At 73.0% G+C, this 18,909-nt stretch carries 19 protein-coding genes; 5 read left to right on the top strand and 14 right to left on the bottom strand.

Annotated features, from left to right (window positions below; all coding sequences use genetic code 11):
- Window positions 1-121: 121 nt before the first annotated feature.
- Genes ACFC0G_RS37805 through tsaB form a run of 4 tightly spaced genes read right to left on the bottom strand, consistent with a single transcriptional unit; the run spans window position 122 to window position 2,645 of the window.
- Entirely contained in the window at window positions 122-367 is a 246-nt protein-coding gene (locus ACFC0G_RS37805; protein WP_376413052.1) for a hypothetical protein, read from the bottom strand.
- An 11-nt stretch (window positions 368-378) separates the two neighbouring features.
- Window positions 379-1,491 (bottom strand): tRNA (adenosine(37)-N6)-threonylcarbamoyltransferase complex transferase subunit TsaD, encoded by a 1,113-nt coding sequence (gene tsaD, locus ACFC0G_RS37800; protein ID WP_376413037.1) that lies wholly within the window; start codon window positions 1,489-1,491, stop codon window positions 379-381.
- Window positions 1,492-1,506: 15 nt separating this feature from the next.
- A complete protein-coding gene (rimI, locus tag ACFC0G_RS37795) occupies window positions 1,507-1,965 on the bottom strand; it encodes a ribosomal protein S18-alanine N-acetyltransferase (protein WP_376413049.1) in 459 nt (152 codons plus the stop codon).
- Between the two features lie 23 nt (window positions 1,966-1,988).
- Window positions 1,989-2,645 (bottom strand): tRNA (adenosine(37)-N6)-threonylcarbamoyltransferase complex dimerization subunit type 1 TsaB, encoded by a 657-nt coding sequence (tsaB, locus tag ACFC0G_RS37790; RefSeq protein ID WP_376413034.1) that lies wholly within the window; start codon window positions 2,643-2,645, stop codon window positions 1,989-1,991.
- 141 nt (window positions 2,646-2,786) lie between these two features.
- Between tsaB and ACFC0G_RS37785 the strand changes: the two genes are divergently transcribed.
- Window positions 2,787-3,353 (top strand): hypothetical protein, encoded by a 567-nt coding sequence (locus tag ACFC0G_RS37785; protein ID WP_376413030.1) that lies wholly within the window; start codon window positions 2,787-2,789, stop codon window positions 3,351-3,353.
- 355 nt (window positions 3,354-3,708) lie between these two features.
- Here ACFC0G_RS37785 and tsaE read toward each other — a convergent pair whose 3' ends face one another.
- The 5 genes from tsaE to ACFC0G_RS37760 form a co-directional block, all read right to left on the bottom strand.
- Window positions 3,709-4,209, bottom strand: a complete 501-nt coding sequence (gene tsaE / locus ACFC0G_RS37780; RefSeq protein WP_376413027.1) for a tRNA (adenosine(37)-N6)-threonylcarbamoyltransferase complex ATPase subunit type 1 TsaE — start codon at window positions 4,207-4,209, stop codon at window positions 3,709-3,711.
- 242 nt (window positions 4,210-4,451) lie between these two features.
- Window positions 4,452-5,651 carry an alpha/beta fold hydrolase gene (locus tag ACFC0G_RS37775; protein WP_376413025.1) on the bottom strand — a complete coding sequence of 400 codons (1,200 nt, stop codon included), beginning with the start codon at window positions 5,649-5,651 and terminating at the stop codon, window positions 4,452-4,454.
- 9 nt (window positions 5,652-5,660) lie between these two features.
- Entirely contained in the window at window positions 5,661-6,809 is a 1,149-nt protein-coding gene (gene alr, locus ACFC0G_RS37770) for an alanine racemase (RefSeq protein ID WP_376413022.1), read from the bottom strand.
- A gap of 20 nt (window positions 6,810-6,829) precedes the next feature.
- On the bottom strand, window positions 6,830-7,669 hold the full coding sequence (locus ACFC0G_RS37765; protein WP_376413046.1) for a L,D-transpeptidase family protein: 840 nt from the start codon (window positions 7,667-7,669) through the stop codon (window positions 6,830-6,832).
- 222 nt (window positions 7,670-7,891) lie between these two features.
- Window positions 7,892-9,370 (bottom strand): NAD(P)H-hydrate dehydratase, encoded by a 1,479-nt coding sequence (locus ACFC0G_RS37760; RefSeq protein ID WP_376413019.1) that lies wholly within the window; start codon window positions 9,368-9,370, stop codon window positions 7,892-7,894.
- Window positions 9,371-9,518: 148 nt separating this feature from the next.
- Here ACFC0G_RS37760 and ACFC0G_RS37755 point away from each other — a divergent pair, with 148 nt between their 5' ends.
- Window positions 9,519-10,088, top strand: coding sequence for a hypothetical protein (locus tag ACFC0G_RS37755; RefSeq protein ID WP_376413016.1), 570 nt, complete (start codon window positions 9,519-9,521; stop codon window positions 10,086-10,088).
- Entirely contained in the window at window positions 10,085-11,533 is a 1,449-nt protein-coding gene (locus ACFC0G_RS37750; RefSeq protein ID WP_376413013.1) for a hypothetical protein, read from the top strand. Before ACFC0G_RS37755 ends, ACFC0G_RS37750 begins: the two co-directional genes overlap by 4 nt.
- 105 nt (window positions 11,534-11,638) lie before the next feature.
- Here ACFC0G_RS37750 and ACFC0G_RS37745 read toward each other — a convergent pair whose 3' ends face one another.
- Together ACFC0G_RS37745 and glmS are read right to left on the bottom strand one after the other, a co-directional pair.
- On the bottom strand, window positions 11,639-12,007 hold the full coding sequence (locus ACFC0G_RS37745) for a holo-ACP synthase (protein ID WP_376413010.1): 369 nt from the start codon (window positions 12,005-12,007) through the stop codon (window positions 11,639-11,641).
- A 7-nt stretch (window positions 12,008-12,014) separates the two neighbouring features.
- Window positions 12,015-13,862 (bottom strand): glutamine--fructose-6-phosphate transaminase (isomerizing), encoded by a 1,848-nt coding sequence (glmS, locus tag ACFC0G_RS37740; protein WP_376413006.1) that lies wholly within the window; start codon window positions 13,860-13,862, stop codon window positions 12,015-12,017.
- Window positions 13,863-14,073: 211 nt separating this feature from the next.
- On the opposite strand from glmS, the gene coaA reads away from it, so the two are divergent.
- Together coaA and ACFC0G_RS37730 are read left to right on the top strand one after the other, a co-directional pair.
- On the top strand, window positions 14,074-15,243 hold the full coding sequence (coaA, locus tag ACFC0G_RS37735) for a type I pantothenate kinase (protein WP_376413002.1): 1,170 nt from the start codon (window positions 14,074-14,076) through the stop codon (window positions 15,241-15,243).
- 18 nt (window positions 15,244-15,261) lie between these two features.
- The gene (locus ACFC0G_RS37730; RefSeq protein ID WP_376412999.1) at window positions 15,262-16,212 is read left to right on the top strand and encodes a DUF389 domain-containing protein; all 951 of its coding nucleotides are present in this window, start codon (window positions 15,262-15,264) and stop codon (window positions 16,210-16,212) included.
- A 96-nt stretch (window positions 16,213-16,308) separates the two neighbouring features.
- Here the strand turns inward: ACFC0G_RS37730 and glmM are convergent, their stop codons facing one another.
- The 3 genes from glmM to rplM form a co-directional block, all read right to left on the bottom strand.
- Window positions 16,309-17,667, bottom strand: a complete 1,359-nt coding sequence (gene glmM / locus ACFC0G_RS37725; protein ID WP_376412996.1) for a phosphoglucosamine mutase — start codon at window positions 17,665-17,667, stop codon at window positions 16,309-16,311.
- A gap of 143 nt (window positions 17,668-17,810) precedes the next feature.
- Window positions 17,811-18,323 carry a 30S ribosomal protein S9 gene (gene rpsI / locus ACFC0G_RS37720; RefSeq protein WP_015035601.1) on the bottom strand — a complete coding sequence of 171 codons (513 nt, stop codon included), beginning with the start codon at window positions 18,321-18,323 and terminating at the stop codon, window positions 17,811-17,813.
- A 44-nt stretch (window positions 18,324-18,367) separates the two neighbouring features.
- Window positions 18,368-18,811 (bottom strand): 50S ribosomal protein L13, encoded by a 444-nt coding sequence (rplM, locus tag ACFC0G_RS37715; protein ID WP_376412992.1) that lies wholly within the window; start codon window positions 18,809-18,811, stop codon window positions 18,368-18,370.
- Window positions 18,812-18,909 lie beyond the last annotated feature (98 nt).

Genomic DNA, 18,909 nt, shown 5'->3' with positions numbered 1-18,909 from the left:
ACGGCCCGATCACTCCCCAGGCCTGATCAGTCAGTTCATGACGTCGCACCACGAACGGAGTAACGACCGACCGACATTGCGGACACGCCCTAGGGGATGCGCGAACGGCCCCCAGGGTTGCTCAGGAGGTGTCGACCGCCTCGAAGCGCCAGCGGTGGACCGGACGGGTGATGAGCTCCGCGTCCGGCTCGGGCAGCTCGGGCAGCTCGGCGCCGAAGGTCTCCGCCTCCCACCACGTCAGGACCAGGACCCGGTCCTGCGGGGCGCGGAAGATCTCCCGGCGCAGCGGCTCGTGGGCCAGGACCTGGGCCCTGGCCCACTCCAGGAGCTCGGCGCCGCGGCCCTGGGCGGCCCGCGCCTCCCACATGAGGGTGAGCCTCACGAGTACAGGTTCTCCTTGCTGACCTCGTGCACGTGGTCGTGGTCGTGCGCGTGGTCCTGCACACGGCCCGGCACGTGCGGGTCCGTCACCGGCAGGGACGAGTCCGCCGACAGCTCCAGGTCCGAGGCCGGCCGGTTGCGGGCGACCATCTCGGAGCCGAGCGCGGCGACCATCGCGCCGTTGTCGGTGCACAGGCCCGGGCGCGGCACGCGCAGCCGGATGCCGGCCCGCTCGCAGCGCTCCTCGGCGAGGGCCCGGAGCCGCGAGTTGGCGGCGACGCCGCCGCCGATCATCAGGTGGTCGACGCCCTCGTCCTTGCAGGCCCGGACGGCCTTGCGGGTGAGCACGTCGACGACCGCCTCCTGGAAGGACGCGGCCACGTCCCGTACGGGCACGTCCTCGCCGGCCGCCCGCTTGGCCTCGATCCAGCGGGCCACGGCGGTCTTGAGGCCGGAGAAGGAGAAGTCGTACGCGGGGTCCCGGGAGCCGCTCAGTCCGCGCGGGAAGGCGATCGCCTTCGGGTCGCCCTCCCTGGCGAGCCGGTCGATGACCGGTCCGCCGGGGAAGCCGAGGTCGAGGACGCGGGCGATCTTGTCGAAGGCCTCGCCGGCCGCGTCGTCGATGGTGGCGCCCAGGGGGCGCACGTCGGAGGTGATGTCGGCGGAGAGCAGCAGCGAGGAGTGCCCGCCCGAGACCAGCAGGGCCATCGTCGGCTCGGGCAGCTTGCCGTGCTCCAGCTGGTCGACGCAGATGTGCGAGGCGAGGTGGTTGACGCCGTACAGCGGCTTGCCGAGGGCGTACGCGTACGCCTTGGCGGCCGAGACGCCGACGAGCAGCGCGCCCGCGAGGCCGGGCCCGGCCGTGACGGCGATGCCGTCGAGGTCCTTCGCGGAGATCCCGGCCGTCTTCAGGGCGCGCTCGATCGTCGGGACCATCGCCTCCAGGTGGGCGCGGGAGGCGATCTCGGGCACGACGCCGCCGAAGCGGGCGTGGGTGTCGACGCTGGAGGCGACGGCGTCGGCAAGGAGGGTGGTGCCGTGGACGATGCCGACGCCGGTCTCGTCGCAGGAGGTCTCGATGCCGAGTACGAGGGGTTCGTCAGCAGCCATCAGTCAGTCCAGCCATCAGTTGGTCTCGGTTCCTTGAACGGTCAGTCGCATCACGAGCGCGTCCACGTTTCCGGGCTGGTAGTAGCCGCGCCGGAAACCGATGGGCTCGAAGCCGAAGCGCTCGTAGAGCTTCTGGGCCCGGGTGTTGTCCACGCGCACTTCGAGGAGGACCTCGTCGCACTCGAAGGCGGTGGCGTGCTGGAGCAGGTCGGTGAGGAGCCGGGCGCCGAGGCCCGTACCCCACTGGTCGCTGGCGACGGCGATCGTCTGGACGTCGCCGAGTCCGCCGGCCGCGGCGAGCCCCGCGTACCCGACGAGCCGCCCCGCCGGGTCCTCCGCGACGAGGTAGCGGCGGGTGGCACGCGGCCCGCGCGCGTGCGCGAGCTCCGACCAGAACATCCCCGCCGACCAGGCGTCCTCGGGGAACAGCTCGTCCTCCAGGGCGAGCACCGGCGCGATGTCCCACCAGCGCATCTCGCGCAGCTCCACGCCGCCGGTCACTGGGGCGTGACCACCTTGTAGTTCTTGGGCACCTGGGCGTCGGGCCGGCGCAGGTACATCGGCAGCGGGTCGAGGAAGCCTTCGCCGCCGGCCGCGAGCCGTTCCGCCGCGAGGGCGGCGAGCGCCGCCGCCGACTGGTGCTCGGGGTCGCGGGCGTCGGGGAAGGCCTCGGGGTAGAGGCGGGCGCCCGCGCCGACGACGGGCAGGCCCGCGAGCCGCTCGGCGATCTCGGCGGGCCGGTCGACGGCCGCGTCGGTCACCCGGGTGCGGGAGTCCTCGTACCGCGCCCAGTAGACCTCCTTGCGGCGCGCGTCCGTCGCGACGGCGAAGGGCTCGTCGATGCCGGAGGCGTACGCGAGGCCGTCCAGGGTGCACAGGCCGTGCACGGGCACGCCGAGCGCGGAGGAGAAGGCCGCGGCGGTGACGAGACCGACCCGGAGGCCGGTGTACGGCCCGGGGCCGACGCCGACGACGATCCCGGTGACCGCGTCGAGCGCGAGCCCGGCCTCCTTGAGGACCCGGTCGACGGCGGGCAGCAACAACTCCCCGTGGCGGCGGGCGTCGACCTGACCCGACGAGGCGACGACGGCCTCGCCGTCGTGGAGGGCGACGGTGACGGCGGGGGTGGCGGTATCCATGGCGAGCAACAGCACGCGAACAGCCTACGGCTCCGGGGACGGGCGGCGCCCCGGCGAGGGCACCCGGGCGAGGGCACCCCGGGCACGGCGCCCGGTCCGCGGTGGCACCGGCTGCTACCGTCACCCTTCGATACGTTCGTACGAGAGGTGGGCACGGTGGCAAGGAGCAGCTCGGGATTCGTGGCCGGGCTCACCGCGGCGGCCGTCGTCGCGGTCGGCGTCCTCGCGTACCAGGCCTCGGCGAACGCCCCCGCCGATCTGTCGGTGAAGCCGACGGCGCCGGGCACCGCCGCCCCCTCCACCTCTCCCACCGGCGGCCCGAAGCAGCCGGTGAAGAACCCGCTGACGGTCCCGGCGGGCTCGGGCACCGGCGAGCGGGTCGTGTACGCGCTCGCCGACCGCCGGGTGTGGCTGGTGGACGCCAAGGGCAAGGCCACCCGGACGTTCACGGTGATGCCGAGCACGGTGGACCCGCTGACGGGCGCCTACACGGTGACCTCGCGCTCGGGCTCGGTGCGCGGCTCGGACGGGGTGAAGATCGAGCACGTGGTGCGGTTCGCGACGGCCCAGGACGTGGCGATCGGCTTCAGCGCGGCGGTGGACGGCTCGACGCCGAAGCCGGACCCGGAGAAGAAGACGGGCGGCATCCGCATGAAGCGGGCGGACGGCGACGCGCTGTGGATGTTCGCGTCGATCGGCGCGAAGGTCGTCGTCGTCGCCTGACGACCAGGGCCTTTCCGCCCCTGCTCCGCCGGACAGGCCCTAGGCGGCTTCGTCCCGCCGCACGGCTTCTTCTCCCTCGCCCTCTCTCCGCTCGGGCCCGGGGCGGCGCGGCGGGGTGGACAGGGCACGCGCCGCGGCACAGGACGCCAGCAGCTCACCCATAGAGACGTGGTCCCGGCCGTGTCCGGCTTCCGCGCGCTGTGGCGTGGCCATGCATGCCTCCCGTAGGTTAGGTACACCTAACCAGCTCGTGCATCCATGTCACCACGGCACGTACGACCCACGCAATATCTTCCCGACACGTTGTCGGAAGCTCCTACGATCAGACGTACGCCCGGCGCCGGAACGGCCGCCGTCAGCCGAGATCGAGGTCCTCGCCGGCCCAGCGCGAGCCGATCCCGCGCAGCACGACCGTGCGCCGGTCGTCGTCGGTGTCGCCGGTCACGCGGTGGATGAGGACGTGCAGCCGGTCGTCGGTCAGTTCCTCGACCTTGCCGTCACCCCACTCCACGACCACGACGGACTCGGGCAGCGAGACGTCCAGGTCGAGGTCCTCCATCTCGTCGAGGCCACCGCCGAGGCGGTACGCGTCGACGTGCACGAGGGCCGGGCCGCCGGTCAGGGACGGGTGGACGCGGGCGATGACGAAGGTCGGCGAGGTGACGGCACCCCGCACGCCGAGGCCCTCGCCGAGGCCGCGGGTCAGGGTGGTCTTCCCGGCACCGAGCTCACCGGTGAGCATGACGAGGTCGCCGGGACGGAGGATCTTCGCGAGCCGGCGGCCGAGGTCCCCCATCTGCTCGGGGGAGTCGATGGCGAGGGTGGCGCCGGAGACGGGCGGGTGCGCTGCTTCCATACCCGCCAACTTAGCCCGTACCGGACCGGACCCTCGGCCCGCGCAAGGAGCAGACCCTCGGGGAGTTCACCTCGCCCGACAGGCTCCTGGCCTCGCTCGTGGCGGATGTCCACCGGCACGCGAACGGCGAGCGGGGCGACGACATGGCCCTGCTGGCGGTCACCCGCCCGCAGGGAAAGCCGGGCAGGAAGAACACCCCCCCAGTCGCCCCAGCCTTGACCAGCCCCGACCAGCGCGGGCTCCTATCCCTTGCCGGCGTCGGCTTCGGCGGCCACGGTCGCCGGCCCCGGGACGGCACCGGCGCGCACGAGTAGGTCGGCCAGCCGGTCGGTGACGGCCTCGGGGTGTTCCAGCATGACGAGATGGCCCGCGTCGGGGACGATGACCAGCTCCGCGTCGGGCAGCAGGTCGGCGAGGGCCTCGGTGTGCGAGCTGGGGGTGACGAGGTCGTTGTCGCCGGCGAGCGCGAGCACCGGCAGCTCCAGCTCCGCGAGGGCGGTGAGGGCGGCGGCCTTGTCGTGCTCGACGAAGGCCGGGTAGAACTCCGCGACGACGTCGATCGGGGTCGACTCGATCATCCGCTCCGCGAAGCGGGCGACCGCCGGGTCCACGTCCTTCGACGCGAACGAGTACTTCTTGATCAGCCCGGCGAAGAGGTCGGCCGTCGCCCGGCGCCCCCGCTCGACGAGCTCCGCCTGGGAGCCGAGCGCCCGCAGCACCCCGGGCAGGACCCGCCGGACGGCGTTGACGCCGGCGAGCGGCAGCCCGTACGACACGTCGCCCAGGTTCCCGGCGGAGGTGCCGACGAAGGCGACCCCGACGACCCGGTCGCGGACGAACTCCGGGTACTGCTCGGCGAGCGCCATCACCGTCATGCCGCCCATCGAGTGCCCGACCAGGACGAGCGGGCCCTCGGGCGCGGCGACGTCGAGGACGGCCTTGAGGTCGCGGCCGAGCTGGTCGATGGAGACGGGCACCCCGTCGGGCCCGGACTGGGCGACGCCGTGGCCGGAGCGGCCGTGGCTGCGCTGGTCCCAGTGGACGGTACGGACGAGACCGCGGAGGGCGGCCCGCTGGAAGTGCCAGGAGTCCTGGTTGAGGCAGTAGCCGTGGCTGAAGACGACGGTGACGGGGGCGGGCTCCTTGCGCCCGAAGAGCCGCCGCCGGCGCCCGCCGGACGTGCCCGGTCCGGAGTCACCCGCCTCGTCGACCTCGTCGACCTCGTAGTACAGGACGGTCGCGTCCTCGGCGAGCGCCCGGCCCGAGGTGCCGCGGAGGCTCCCGTACGGGCCGGTGGAGTCCAGGGCGAGCCGGGCCTTCTGGCGTACGGAACGGCCGACCGTGAGCCGCTCGACGGCGACTCCGGCGGCGGCGCCCGCGGCGAGGACGCCTATCGCGGCCCCGGCGAACCCGGCCCGCCGCCAACTCCTGGACTCGCCCACGAAGAACCCCTATTCGTCCAGGTAGACGCGCGCGACGCGCGCCCCGATCCGGGTGACGATCTCGTACGCGATGGTGCCGGCGGCCACCGCCCAGTCCTCGGCCGTCGGCTCGCCCCGGTCGCCGGGGCCGAAGAGCACGGCCTCGGTGCCGGGCTCGGGGGTGTCCCCGCCGAGGTCGACGACGAACTGATCCATGGCGACGCGCCCGGCGACCGTACGGACCGTGCCGCCGACGAGGACCGGGCCGCGGCCGGAGGCGTGCCGGGGGACGCCGTCGGCGTATCCGAGCGGGACGAGACCGAGCGTGGTCTCCTCGCCGGTGACGTAGTGGTGCCCGTAGCTCACCCCGTGCCCGGCGGGCACGTGCTTCACGAGGGCGACGCTCGCCTTGAGCGACATGACGGGCCGGAGCCCCAGGTCGGCGGAGGTGCCGAGCTCGGGGCTCGGCGAGACGCCGTACAGGGCGATGCCGGGCCGGACCAGATCGAAGTGGGCCTCGGGCAGGGTGAGGGTGGCCGGCGAGTTCGCGATGTGCCGGACCTCGGGCCTGATGCCCGCCTCCTCCGCGTCGGCGAGCATCGAACGGAAGACGTCGAGCTGGGCGGCGATGGAGGGGTGGTGGGGCTCGTCGGCGCAGGCGAGGTGCGACCACAGCCCGGTGACCTTCACGAGCCCCTCGGCCTCGGCCTTCAGCGCCGCCCCGACGAGCTCGGGCCAGTCGGCGGGCTGGCAGCCGTTGCGCCCGAGCCCGGTGTCGGCCTTGAGCTGGATGCGCGCCGTCTTCCCGGTCGCCCGCGCGGCCTCGACGACCTCCTCCAAGGCCCACATGCCGCTCACGGACATGTCGAGACCGGCCTCGATGCCCTGGTCCCAGGGGTCGCCGGGGGTCCAGAGCCAGCACATGACGGGGACATCGGTGATCCCGGCGGCGCGCAGGGCGAGCGCCTCGTGCGGGGTGGCCGTACCGAGCCAGTCCGCGCCCGCTTCGAGGGCGGCGCGGGCACAGCGCACGGCGCCGTGTCCGTACGCGTCGGCCTTGACCACGGCCATGATCCGGACGTGGGGGGCGACGCGGGCGCGCAGCGTGCGGACGTTCGCACGCAGCGCGCCGAGGTCGATCTCGGCGCGGGCTCTGCGGGGCGGAGGTGTCTCAGTCATCGCGCCCAGTCTCTCAGGTGTCAGCTACCGGGCCGCTTCCCCCAGATGTAGACCCGGTCACCCTTGCGCAGGACGTCCCAGAGTTTCCGGGCGTCGGCGTGGCGGAGATTGACGCAGCCGCGGCTGCCGCCGGGCGTGGCGATCTGCCCGTAGACGGCGTGGAAGGCCTGGCCGCCGCTGAAGAACTGGGAGTACGGCATGGGGGTGTTGTAGATGGACGACCAGTGGTCCTTGTGGCGCCAGTAGACGCTGTGCCAGCCGGTCCGGGTCGCGTACCCGGACCGCCCGCTCCGCACGTTCACCACCCGATAGGTCACCTTCTTGCCCTTCCGCACCCACATCAGCTGCCGATCGAGATCGACGCAGGCCACGGCGTACTTCTTCACGGGGCAGCGCCGCCCCGGATCCAGGTTCTTCCGCGCGGCGAGCAACTCGGCCCGGGCCCAGGTGACGGGCCCGGCGTACCCGTTGGCGGGCTTGATCTTCTCCCTCACCTGGAACGCCTTGACGGCCTTGCAGTCGGCACGGGACTGCCGCCCGTCCACCGCCAGTCCGAGCAACCGCTCGACCTGCCGCTGGTAGGTCCCGGCGGTGGCGGTGCAGGCGGCCCCGACGACACTCCGCGGCAGGTACTCGACCAGCTCGTCCACCCCCTCCTCGGGCTCGGGCACGGGCACGCCGCCCTGGGACTGCAACGGAGGCAGCACCTGATCGGGCGTGTCCATCGGGTACTCGGCCCGCCCGCCACCGGGCACCCCGGGCACGAGCGGCTCGGGCGTGTCGGCGACGGCGGCGGTGGGCCCGAGGGCGAGGACGGCGGCGAGGACGAACAACAGCGGCGCGGTACGACTTCTCCGGATGATCACCCGACCCACCCAATCCCCGCCGGCCGCTCGGAGCGCGCCGGGTCGCGCGGGTGGGGCAACGGGTTCGCCCGAGTGGGCGCGGACGAGCCGCTACCGGGAGGGATCGCGGCCCAGCCCCCGGGGCGCAGCCCACGGGCCCCCCTCCCCTGACGCACCCACCAGCCCCCGGCAGGGTTTCGGGAAGGGGTGGGGTGGGGGAATCCAGCCCCCACCCCGCTACGCCGACGCCGTCACGTCCCCCCACGCCCCCCGCAGGGACTCCGCCACCTCGCCGGCCGTCACCGGCCCCGCCGCCACCGCCGGCACCGGCCCCGCCGAGCCCCGCGCGGCAGACGCCCGCCGCGCCGCCAACCCGTGCAGATACGCCGCGGCCGACGCCGCGTCCACCACCGAAAGACCCGCCGCCAGCAGCGACCCCGCCAGCCCGGACAGGACGTCGCCGCTCCCCGCCGTCGCCAGCCACGGCGTCCCCGTCGGGTTCACCCGTACCGGCCCGCCCTCCGGCCCGCACACCAGCGTCGTCGACCCCTTGAGCAGCACCGTCGCCCCGAAGCGCCCCGCCAGCTCCCGTACCGCCGCGAGTCGTCCCGCCTCCACCTCCTCCCGGGCCACGCCCAGCAGCGCCGCCGCCTCCCCCGCGTGCGGGGTGAGCAGAGTCGGCGCCGGGCGGGCCCGTACGACCGCCGGGTCCAGCCCCCGCAGGCCGTCCGCGTCGACGAGCACCGGCACGTCGGAGGCGAGGACCTCGGCGACCGCGACGCCGGGCCCGGGCCCCTCGCCGAGCCCGGGTCCGACGACCCAGGCCTGTACCCGCCCGGCCATCTCCGGCCGCCCGGAGTGCACCAGCGTCTCCGGGTGCCGCGCGAGCACCGCGTCCCCCGCGGGCCCGACGTACCGGACGGCCCCGGCCCCGCCCCGCAGCGCCCCCGCCACCGCGAGGACCGCCGCGCCGGGGTAGCGGGGGGAGCCGGCGACGACGCCGAGGACCCCGCGCCGGTACTTGTCGCTCTCGGCGCCCGGCACGGGCAGCAGCCGTGCGACGTCCTCGTGCTGGAGGGCCTCCATCTCCGGCACTCCGGGGAGGAAGGGCCCGAGGCCGATGTCGACGAGCCGCAGCGCCCCCGCGTACTCCCGCGCCGGGTCGACGAGCAGCCCCGGCTTGTACGTCCCGAAGGTCACCGTCGCGTCGGCCCGCAGCGCCTCCCCGGCCACCTCGCCCGTGTCGGCGTCGACGCCGCTCGGCAGGTCGACGGCGACGACGACCGCGTCGGAGCCGCGCGCGGCCCGGGCGACGGGGACGGCGTCGGCCCGGAGCCCGCCCCGCCCGCCGATGCCGGTGATGCCGTCGAGGACGAGGTCGGCGACGGCCAGCGCCTCGAAGGGGTCGTCGGTGATCCGCCCGCCGGCGCCCCGGAGCGCCGCGAGCCCGCCCTCGTGGGCCCGGTCCCCGAGGAGTACGGCGGTGACGCCGGCCCCGCGCCGGGCGAGCCGGGCCCCGGCGTACAGCGCGTCGCCGCCGTTGTCGCCGCTGCCGACGAGCAGCACGACCCTCGCCCCGTACACCCGCGGCAGCAGGCCGCGGCAGGCGGCGGCGAGTCCGGCGGCGGCCCGCTGCATGAGGGCGCCTTCCGGGAGGCGGGCCATGAGTGCGGCCTCGGCGGCCCGGACGGTCTCCACGCGGTGAGCGGTACGCATGTCCAGCAGTCTGCCGCAGTCCTCGGGCCTCCGCCCGGAGCGCCGAGGGGCCCAAGCGCCCGCCCGAAAGCGAGGGTTGACGCCCCCTCATCGATCAACTTAGGTTTGCCTTACCTAACTAGCCATCGCCTGGAAAGGCCGCTCCGCCATGCGCACCAGCACCCGCACCCTCGCCCGCACCGCCCTCACCCTCGCCTCCGCCGCCGCCCTCACCGTCGGCCTCGCCTCCGCCGCCTCCGCGGCCACCGCCGGCCGCACCGTCACCGACAGCACCCGCAGCTACAACCTCTCCCTGACCGCCCCGAACACCGCCTCCGCCGCCGGCGCGAACGTCACCGTCACCGGCTCCGGCTACAACCCCGACCAGGGCGTCTACGTGGGGCTCTGCGCGATACCCGCGGGGGTGAACACCTCCGACCCGGCCACCTGGAACAGCAAGCCCACCCCCTGCCTCGGCGGCCAGGACGAGACCGGCACCACCGGCGCCTCCCACTGGGTGAACAGCGACTGGTACTGGATGTCCCCGTCCAACTCCTCCCCGTTCACCGAGTCCGGCGGCCTCGGCTCCTTCTCCGTCCAGATCCACGTCAAGGCCAAGCTCTCCGACGCCGTCACCTGTGGCCAGGGGGGCGTGACCTGCGCGATCGTCACCCGCGCGGACCACTTCGACAGCTCCGACCGGAAGTACGACGTCTACGTGCCGGTGACCTTCCAGTGAGAACCGCCCTCCTGACGGCCGCCGCCGTGCTCGTCCTCGCGAGCACGGCGGCAACGCCGCCGCCACCCCTCCCCGAGAACCTCCACGAGACCCTCCGCACCCTCACCCCGCCCTCCGGCAGCGCCCTCGACGCCGAGGTCGACCCGGCCGCCGGCCGCCTCTACGTCAGCAGCAGCGACGGCACGGCCCACCGCCTCACGGCCTACGACACCTCCACCGGCGCGCCCGTCGGCGACCCCGTCGAACTCCCGGCCCCGGCCACGGTGATGGCCCTCGGCGCCGCCGGCACCCTCTACCTCGGCCTGTCGACCCGTATCGCCGTCTACGACACCGCGGGCCGCACCCTCACCGACCACCGCATCACCCTCGACGGCAGCGTCACCCACCTCGCCGCCGACCCGGGGCAGGGACGGCTGTACGTCGGCAACCAGGCCGCCAAATCGGTGACGGTGTACGACACGGCCACCGGCACGCCCGTCGGCGACCCCGTCGTCCTCCCCTTCCACCCGGCCGGACTCGCCGTCGACACCACCCACCACACGGGGTACGCGACCTACGTCGGCGGCGCCGTCGAGAACGGCTCCGTCGTCTACCGCAACGTCCTCAACGCCGTCGACGGCGCCACCGGCCGCCTCACGGGCACCGTCAGCCTCGGCACGACCGCCCTCGGCAGCATGGGCGTCACGGTCGACCCGGTGGGCCGCACGGGATACGTGGCCAACCTCGCCGCCGGTACGGTCTCGGTCGTCGACCTGGAGGAGCGGAAGGTCACCGGCACGGTCGCCGTCGACGGCAACCCGAAGGCCCTCGCGTACGACCCGGGGACCGCGATCCTGTACGCGGCACGGACCGGCGCCTCGTCCGTGGCGGTCGTCGACCCGGCGAAGGGTGAGGTGACGGAGACGATCCCGACGGGCGAACGGCCCTCGGCGCTCGCCCTGGACACGGAGGAGCACACGCTCTACACGGTGGCGGGCGGAGCGGTCACCCAGACGGTACGGAAGACACCCCCGGAGCCGACCCCGGAACCGACGCCCCCGGAGCCCACGACCCCAGAACCGACGCCGACGGACCCGACGGGACCGACCCCGACGGACCCGACACCGACCGCGACCACCCCCGAGCCCACGCCCTCGGACTCCACAACGCCGACGCCGACGCCAACCACACCCCCACCACCGCCCGGAGCAACGGAACAGCCGACCACCACTCCCCCGTCCACACCCACGGGCACCACCGACGTCACGACCGCCACCGCCTCCACCACCCCCATAGCCCCCACCGCCCCCACGGGCGGCGACAACGGAAGTCTCGCCACCACCGGCAGCCGCGTCCTCCCCGTCACCCTCGCGGCGACGAGCCTCGCCGCCCTGGGCGCCGCGGCCCTCGTCCTGGCCCACCGACGCCGCCGTACGACGGCGACCGAACAGGACGACACCCCCTGAGACGCGCGCGGCACACACAACCCGCCGCCGGCCCTGGCAGCCGCGCGCAGACGACCGGGGCCCGACCGCCGAAGCAGCGGTCGGGCCCCGGTCCTCGCACCGGCCTCACCCCTCGGCGATCACCACGGCCGAGGCCACCCCCGCGTCGTGGCTCAGCGAGACGTGCCAGTGCTTCACGCCCAGCTCCGCCGCCCGCGCCGCCACCGTCCCCCGCACCCGGAGCCGCGGCTGCCCGGTCCCCTCGACGTACACCTCGGCGTCCGTCCAGTGCAGCCCGCCCGGCGCGCCGAGCGCCTTCGCCAGGGCCTCCTTCGCGGCGAACCGCACCGCGAGCGAGGCCGGCCCGCGCCGTTCGCCGCTCGGGAGCAGCAGCTCGCGTTCGACGAAGAGGCGCTGGAGCAGCCCCGGTGTGCGCTCGATCGACGCGGCGAACCGGTCGATCTCCGCCACGTCGATCCCCACCCCAATGATCATTTCCCACTCACTCCACGGTCACGGACTTGGCCAGGTTGCGCGGCTGGTCGACCTCGTTGCCCCGCGCGGTGGCGAGCTCGCAGGCGAAGACCTGGAGCGGCACCGTGGAGACCAGCGGCTGGAGCAGCGTAGGCGTCGCCGGGATCCGGATGAGGTGGTCGGCGTACGGGACGACGGCCTCGTCGCCCTCCTCGGCGATCACGATGGTCCGCGCACCGCGGGCCCGGATCTCCTGGATGTTGGAGACGATCTTGTCGTGGAGGACGGAGCGTCCCTTGGGCGAGGGCACCACGACGACGACCGGCAGGTCCTCCTCGATGAGCGCGATCGGGCCGTGCTTGAGCTCTCCGGCGGCGAAGCCCTCGGCGTGCATGTACGCGAGCTCCTTGAGCTTCAGCGCGCCCTCCAGGGCCACCGGGTAGCCGACGTGCCGGCCGAGGAAGAGGACGGTGTTCTTGTGGGCGAGGGAGCGGGCGAGGGCCCGGACCGGCTCCATCGTCTCCAGGACCCGCTCGACCTCGTCGCCGATGCGGGCGAGCTCACGCACCACGGCATGGATCTCGTCGCCCCACTTGGTGCCGCGCACCTGCCCGAGGTAGAGCGCGAGCAGGTAGCAGGCGACGAGCTGCGTCAGGAAGGCCTTGGTCGAGGCTACGGCGACCTCGGGCCCGGCGTGGGTGTAGAGCACGGCGTCGGACTCACGCGGAATCGTCGAACCGTTCGTGTTGCAGACGGCGAGGACCTTGGCGCCCTGCTCGCGGGCGTGCCGGAGCGCCATGAGGGTGTCCATGGTCTCGCCGGACTGGGAGATCGCGATGACCAGGGTCTTCTGGCCGAGGATCGGGTCCCGGTAGCGGAACTCGCTGGCGAGCTCGACCTCGCAGGGGATGCGGGTCCAGTGCTCGATGGCGTACTTGGCGATGAGGCCGGCGTGGAAGGCGGTGCCGCAGGCGATGATGACGACCTTGTCGGCCTCGCGGAGCACGGCGTCGGGGATGCGTACCTCGTCGAGGGTGAGCCGGCCGGCCCCGTCGATCCGCCCGAGGAGGGTGTCGGAGACGGCCTTGGGCTGCTCGGCGATCTCCTTGAGCATGAAGTAGTCGTAGCCGCCCTTCTCGGCGGCGGAGGCGTCCCAGTCGACGTGGTAGGCCCGTACGTCGGCGGGCACCCCGTCGAAGTCGGTGACGGTGACGCCGTCCCGGGTGAGCTCGACGACCTGGTCCTGGCCGAGTTCGATCGCCGAGCGGGTGTGGGCGATGAAGGCGGACACGTCGGAGGCGAGGAAGTTCTCGCCCTCTCCGACGCCGACGACGAGCGGGGAGTTCCGGCGGGCGCCGACGACCACGTCGGGCTGGTCGGCGTGGACGGCGACGAGGGTGAAGGCCCCGTCGAGGCGGCGGCAGACGAGCCGCATGGCCTCGGCCAGGTCCCCTGCGGAGGAGAACTCCTCGGCGAGGAGGTGGGCGACGACCTCGGTGTCGGTCTCGGAGAGCAGGTCGTGGCCGCGCTCGGCCAGCTCTTCGCGGAGGGCGGCGAAGTTCTCGATGATGCCGTTGTGGACGACGGCGACGCGCCCGGCGTTGTCCAGGTGCGGGTGCGCGTTGAGGTCGGTCGGCCCGCCGTGGGTGGCCCACCGGGTGTGCCCGATGCCCACGGAGCCGCCGGCCAGCGGCCGGTCCACGAGCTCCTTCTCCAGGTTGACGAGCTTGCCCGCCTTCTTGGCCGCGGCGAGTCCCCCGTCGGAGAGCACCGCGACACCGGCCGAGTCGTAGCCCCGGTATTCGAGCCGCTTGAGGCCCGCGACCACCACATCAAGCGCCGACTGCCCGCCGGCGTATCCCACGATTCCGCACATGTCGGAAGCGTAGGACGGAAGGCGGCCGGAAGGCCGGAGTCTGCGGAGTTCGGCGGCAGCGCGTCGGCAGCCGGCCGGACCCTGCCCCGCGTGAGATCCGGGGCACGCGACACCCCGGCATGATCGCCCCGGGGCTGCGGCCGGACGGAGGCTTTTGTCGCGTGACCGACCCCACGGCCCACGGACGCCGCCGACCCACGACAATGGCAGCGTGATCACTTCGCCGCCACGAAGCTCCAACGGAGAAGGTCCCCGCGACGGCGCCGGGACCGGAGGCCCCGGCAACGGGACCGGCAGCCCCGGGAACGGGACCAGCCCCGGAAGCCCGGGAAACAGCACCGCAAGCCCCGGGAACGGCTCCGGCACCCCCCGGAACGGCACCGCAAGCCCCGGGAACGGCTCCGGCACCCCCCGGAGCGGTACCGGCCACCGCCGGCCCTCCGAGGCGACCCCGTACGTCGACCTCACCCGCGCCGAGTGGAGCGACCTCCGCGACAAGACGCCGCTGCCCCTCACCGCCGACGAGGTCGAGCGGCTCCGCGGCCTCGGGGACGTCATCGACCTCGACGAGGTCCGGGACGTCTACCTCCCGCTCTCCCGGCTGCTCAACCTCTACGTGCAGGCCACCAGCGGCCTGCGCGGCGCCCTCAACACCTTCCTGGGCGAGAGCGCGGAGCAGCGCGGCACCCCGTTCGTCATAGGGGTCGCCGGTTCGGTCGCCGTCGGCAAGTCGACGGTCTCCCGACTGCTCCAGGCCCTCCTCGCCCGCTGGCCGGAGCACCCGCGCGTGGAGCTGGTGACCACGGACGCCTTCCTCTATCCGATGGAGGAGCTGAAGGCGCGCGGCCTCATGGCCCGCAAGGGCTTCCCCGAGTCGTACGACCGCCGGGCGCTGACCCGGTTCGTCGCGGACATCAAGGCGGGCAAGGAGGAGGTCACGGCCCCGGTCTACTCGCACCTGATCTACGACCGCGTGCCGGGCGAGCGGCTCGTCGTCCGCCGCCCCGACATCCTCATCGTGGAGGGGCTGAACGTCCTCCAGCCGGCCCTGCCCGGCCTGGACGGCCGCACCCGCGTCGGTCTCGCCGACTACTTCGACTTCTCGGTGTACGTGGACGCGCGGCCGGAGGACATCGAGCGCTGGTACCTCAACCGCTTCCGCAAGCTGCGCGACACCGCGTTCCAGAACCCGTCCTCGTACTTCCAGCGGTACACGCAGGTCTCCGAGGACGAGGCGCTCGACTACGCCCGCACGATGTGGCGGACCATCAACAAGGTCAACCTGCTGGAGAACGTGGCCCCGACCCGCGGCCGCGCCACCCTCGTCGTCCGCAAGGGCCCCGACCACAAGGTGCAGCGGCTGAGCCTCCGGAAGCTCTGACCTCCGTAAGCTCACGGCATGCTGCATCTCCGGTTGATCGTCCCGTCCGACCGCACCCGGGCCGCCGTCGAAATGATCGAGTCGACGGTCGGAACCGCGCATTTGGTGGTGCTGCCGGGCGCGGCCCGGGACCCGGTCGGTGACGTCGTCCTGTGCGACGTGGCCCGCGAGGCCGGCCATGAACTCCTCAACGGCCTGCGCGAGCTGAGGATCGATCAGGACGGTTCGATCGCCGTCGAGGACATCGACCTCTCCCTCTCCACGCGCGCCGACGCGGCGGAGAAGGAGGCACCCGGCGAGCCCGCGGACGCGGTGATCTGGGAGCAGCTGACGGGCGCGACCCACGAGGAGTCGACGCTCTCGATCACGTACAGCGCGTTCATGATCCTGGCGACCATGATCGCGGCCTGCGGTGTCGTCCTGGACAACTCGATCCTGATCGTGGGCGCCATGGCCGTCGGCCCGGAGTTCGGCCCGCTCGCCGGGATCTGTACGGCGGTGGTGCAGCGGGCCCCGAAGCTCGCCGTCCGTTCGCTGATCGCGCTGCTCGTCGGCTTCGCGGTGGCGATCGCGGCCACCACGGTCTTCAGCCTGGGGATGGACGCGCTCGACCTGTTCAGCAAGGAGCAGCTGGACGCGGGCCGCCCGCAGACCAGCTTCATCTGGAAGCCGGACCCGTTCTCCTTCGTCGTGGCGCTGCTCGCGGGCGTGGCCGGCATGCTCTCGCTCACGTCCTCCAAGTCGGGCGCCCTGGTGGGCGTGGCGATCTCGGTGACGACCGTCCCGGCGGGCGCGAACGCGGCGGTGGCGCTCAGCTACGGCGAGGTGGGCCAGATGTGGGGCTCGGTCGAGCAGCTGCTGCTCAACCTCTCCGGCATCGTGCTGGCCGGAGTACTGACGCTGTACGGGCAGAAGCTGCTGTGGCGCACCCAGCGCGGCCGCTGGCGGCGCAAGCCGAAGACCGCCTGAGGGCCTGGGGCGTCCGGAACGACAAGGAGGCCCCGTCGCGCCCGGACTCCGGGTGCGACGGGGCCTCCCCCGCTGCATGACGGTGCTTCAGAAAGCCTAGCCCAGCGCGGACTTCACGACGTCCGCCAGGCGCTGCGCGACCGCGCGGGCCTGCTCGATGTCGGCGGCCTCGACCATGACGCGGACCAGCGGCTCGGTGCCGGAGGGGCGCAGCAGGACACGGCCGGTGGCGCCGAGCTCCGTCTCGGCGGCGGTGACCGCGGCGGCGAGGTCGCCGGAGGTCTTCACACGGGACTTGTCGACGTCCGGGACGTTGATGAGGATCTGCGGGAGGCGCTCCATCACGCCGGCGAGCTCCGCGAGGGACTTGCCGGTGGCGGCGATCCGGGCGGCGAGCATCAGGCCGGTGAGGGTGCCGTCGCCGGTGGTGGCGTGGTCGAGCACGATGACGTGCCCGGACTGCTCGCCGCCGAGCGCGTAGCCGTTCTCCTTCATGGACTCCAGGACGTAGCGGTCGCCGACCGCGGTCTGGACGAGGTTCAGGCCCTCGCGCTCCATGGCGAGCTTGAAGCCCAGGTTGGACATGACGGTCGCGACGACGGTGTCGCCGCGCAGCGTCCCGGCCTCGCGCATGGCGAGGGAGAGCACGGCGAGGATCTGGTCGCCGTCGACCTCGTTGCCCGCGGCGTCCACGGCGAGGCAGCGGTCGGCGTCGCCGTCGTGCGCGATGCCGAGGTCGGCGCCGTGCTCGACGACGGCGGCGCGGAGCAGACCCAGGTGGGTGGAGCCGCAGCCGTCGTTGATGTTGAGGCCGTCCGGCTCGGCGCCGATGGTGACGACCTGGGCGCCGGCCCGGGTGAAGGCCTCGGGCGAGACGTGGGAGGCGGCGCCGTGGGCCTCGTCGAGGACGACCTTGAGGCCGTCGAGACGGTTGGGGAGGACGGTGAGGAGGTGGGAGACGTACGTCTCGAAGCCCTCGTCGTAGTCGCGGACCCGACCGACGCCGGCACCGGTCGGACGCGCCCAGGGAGCGCCGGTGCGGTGCTCCTCGTAGACGGACTCGATGCGGTCCTCGAGGTCGTCGGCGAGCTTGTGGCCGCCGCGGGCGAAGAACTTGATGCCGTTGTCGGGCATCGCGTTGTGGCTGGCGGAGAGCATCACGCCGAGGTCGGCGCCGAGGACGCCGGTGAGGTGGGCCACGGCGGGGGTGGGGAGGACGCCGACGCGCAGCACGTCGACACCGGCGCTGGCGAGACCCGCCACGACGGCCGCTTCCAGGAACTCTCCCGACGCGCGCGGGTCCCGTCCGACCACGGCGGTCGGCCGGTGGCCCTCGAAGGTGCCCGCTTCGGCCAGTACGTGTGCCGCCGCGACCGAGAGACCGAGCGCCAGCTCCGCCGTCAGGTCCGCGTTGGCGACGCCGCGCACGCCGTCCGTGCCGAAGAGTCGTCCCACAGCTGTCCTCCGAAAATACGTGCCCAAGCCGATGAAAGATGAACGTCAAGGTGGAAAAGGTGGAAATGGTTATGAAAAAACGTACGCCCCGACGGCACGGGCAGTGCCGCCGGGGCGTACGAAAACAGTCCGAGCAGGCGTGATTAACGCTTGCTGTACTGCGGGGCCTTACGGGCCTTCTTGAGACCGGCCTTCTTGCGCTCGACCGCACGGTCGTCGCGGGAGAGGAAGCCGGCCTTCTTCAGCGCCGGGCGGTTGTTCTCGACGTCCGCCTCGTTCAGCGCACGGGCCACACCGAGGCGCAGGGCGCCGGCCTGGCCGGAGACACCGCCACCCGCGATGCGGGCGATGACGTCGTAGCGGTTGTCGAGCTCGAGCACCTTGAAGGGCTCGTTGACTTCCTGCTGGTGCACCTTGTTGGGGAAGTAGTCCTCAAGGGTGCGACCGTTGATCTTCCACTTGCCGGTGCCCGGAACGATCCGGACGCGGGCAATGGCGTTCTTGCGACGGCCCAGGCCGGCGGCCGGCTGCGGGTCGCCGAAGCGGGACGCGAGCGACTCGGAGGTGTACTCACCCTCGACGAGCTCGGTCTCGGTGGTGTACTCCTCAACGCCCTCGAACTCGTCGACGGGGGTCTCGGGGGTGGTCTCGGCCACGATGCTCCTCAGATTTCTTTCGTTCTTAGGGGGTGTGGCCGGAACTACTGCGCGACCTGGGTGATCTCGAACGCAACCGGCTGCTGCGCAGCGTGCGGGTGGTTCGGGCCCGCGTAGACCTTCAGCTTCGAGAGCATCTGACGGCCCAGGGTGTTCTTGGGGATCATGCCCTTGATGGCCTTCTCGACGGCCTTCTCGGGGTTCTTCTCCAGCAGCTCGTCGTAACGGACGGAGCGGAGACCACCCGGGAAGCCGGAGTGGCGGTACGCCAGCTTCTGGGTCTTCTTGTTGCCGGACAGGTGGACCTTGTCAGCATTGATGATGATGACGAAGTCGCCCATGTCCATGTGCGGGGCGTAGATCGGCTTGTGCTTGCCTCGGAGGAGGTTCGCAGCCGTGGTCGCCAGACGGCCCAGGACGATGTCCTGCGCGTCAATGATGTGCCACTGGCGAGTGACATCGCCGGGCTTGGGGCTGTACGTACGCACTTCGTAGCCTTCGCTTCTTCAGTGGATGGAGTCCAGACACACCTGAAGCGATCATGCAGCTGGGGCCTGCACTGCCGGGACGCTGCCCGTATGCGAGC

It is taken from the genome of Streptomyces sp. NPDC056169, assembly GCF_042268445.1.
Lineage (GTDB): Bacteria > Actinomycetota > Actinomycetes > Streptomycetales > Streptomycetaceae > Streptomyces.
Note: the sequence above shows the minus strand (reverse complement) of the source record. Positions and strands in the feature narration are given on the sequence as shown.

Coding starts and splice junctions, on each gene's coding strand:
- ACFC0G_RS37805 (WP_376413052.1), bottom strand. CDS start 367: ATGTGGGAGGCGCGGGCCGCCCAGGGCCGCGGCGCCGAGCTCCTGGAG.
- tsaD (WP_376413037.1), bottom strand. CDS start 1,491: ATGGCTGCTGACGAACCCCTCGTACTCGGCATCGAGACCTCCTGCGAC.
- rimI (WP_376413049.1), bottom strand. CDS start 1,965: ATGCGCTGGTGGGACATCGCGCCGGTGCTCGCCCTGGAGGACGAGCTG.
- tsaE (WP_376413027.1), bottom strand. CDS start 4,209: ATGGAAGCAGCGCACCCGCCCGTCTCCGGCGCCACCCTCGCCATCGAC.
- alr (WP_376413022.1), bottom strand. CDS start 6,809: ATGACTGAGACACCTCCGCCCCGCAGAGCCCGCGCCGAGATCGACCTC.
- ACFC0G_RS37760 (WP_376413019.1), bottom strand. CDS start 9,370: ATGCGTACCGCTCACCGCGTGGAGACCGTCCGGGCCGCCGAGGCCGCA.
- ACFC0G_RS37755 (WP_376413016.1), top strand. CDS start 9,519: ATGCGCACCAGCACCCGCACCCTCGCCCGCACCGCCCTCACCCTCGCC.
- ACFC0G_RS37745 (WP_376413010.1), bottom strand. CDS start 12,007: ATGATCATTGGGGTGGGGATCGACGTGGCGGAGATCGACCGGTTCGCC.
- glmS (WP_376413006.1), bottom strand. CDS start 13,862: ATGTGCGGAATCGTGGGATACGCCGGCGGGCAGTCGGCGCTTGATGTG.
- ACFC0G_RS37730 (WP_376412999.1), top strand. CDS start 15,262: ATGCTGCATCTCCGGTTGATCGTCCCGTCCGACCGCACCCGGGCCGCC.